We start from the raw sequence: 1,169 nt of genomic DNA on the forward strand, positions 1-1,169 counted from the left end.
ATACGGTTTCCGGTTGATTAGTTCGGTTTTGGTTTCTGCGGCCACCAGTGGAAGAGGGTGTTTGCACGCAGGGTATCGGGCTGGGCTTCGAGGCGACGGCAGCGCTGCTCGACGCGATCCTGGATCTCGGCGAGGGTGTCGAAGTGGCGGTTGACGATGGGTTCGTCGACGAGGCGCCAAAGACGCTCGGCGGGCTGCAGCTCGGGGGTGTAGGGGGGCAGGTAGACCAGCCTCAGGCCTTCGGGGATGCGCAGGCCGGACTCGGTGTGCCAGCCGGCCCCATCGAGGAGAAGGATGACGGCGCGTTGGGGACCTGCGCCGGCCTCGCGGGCGAAGGCCGCCAACAGGCCCTCGAACAGGGGCTTGGAGACGCCGTTGCCGACGTACCAATGGCTCTCACCGGTGACGGGCGCGACAAAGGCCGTCACGTAAAGCCACTCGTAGCGATGGTGGCCGAGCGCGATGGGTCGCTGTCCGCGCGGGCCCCAGACCCGGCGGCCGACCGGCTTCAGCCCGATGCGGTGCTCGTCCGTACAGAAGAGCGCGACCGGGCGTCCTGGGCGGCGTGCTTCCTCTTCGGCGAGGGTCTCGGCGAGTTTTTTTTGAAGGCGTCCTGCTCGTCCGGGCTGGCGGCGGCCGGGTTCTTCGGACGCGGGGCCTGGATCGACCAGCCGATCGCCTGGAGCGCATCCCAGGCCCGCTGCGGGTAGACCGAGACGAGGCCCAGATCCTGTGCCATCCAGGTCGCGATCTTGATCGTGTTCCACACACCCCCGTCGGGCGGTGGCATCTCCAGGCGCGTGCGCAGGCGGTCCAGAAGCTCGGGCGTCAGAAGCCGGGCCGTCGTCCCGTTGTGCCGCCGCCGGTCGCCCAGCGCGTCGGGACCGAACTGATTGTAGCGGCTGGCCAGCTGCTCCAGCCAACGCGTCACGAACCCGGTCAGCGCCGCGACCTCCGACATCCGCCGGCCCTGAGCCAGCAGCCAGATCGCGTGGTAGTGCCGGGCCGCGCACGCATCGCTGCTGGTCCGGTGGCGGCGGCCCAGTTCCTCCACGCTCAGATGATCGGCAATGTGCGCCATGCTCGCCTCCGCGATCCATCGCTCACAACGCTAAACCGACGCCAGACCGTCGGGAATCCCTGCCGAATCAATCACGCGGAAACCGTAT

Annotated in this window: 1 protein-coding gene and 1 pseudogene; both read right to left on the reverse strand. The window is 68.3% G+C overall.

The genetic code is table 11. From position 1 onward, the window contains the following. Positions 1 to 17: 17 nt before the first annotated feature. Positions 18 to 695, reverse strand: coding sequence for an IS630 family transposase (locus tag MHA02_RS21810; protein ID WP_244612439.1), 678 nt, complete (start codon positions 693 to 695; stop codon positions 18 to 20). Next, positions 605 to 1,081 (reverse strand): annotated as a pseudogene (locus MHA02_RS22905) (winged helix-turn-helix domain-containing protein); the annotation flags it as partial. The gene MHA02_RS21810 and the pseudogene MHA02_RS22905, both read right to left, overlap by 91 nt. Positions 1,082 to 1,169 lie beyond the last annotated feature (88 nt).

This window comes from Methylobacterium haplocladii (assembly GCF_007992175.1).
Taxonomy (GTDB): Bacteria; Pseudomonadota; Alphaproteobacteria; order Rhizobiales; family Beijerinckiaceae; genus Methylobacterium; species Methylobacterium haplocladii.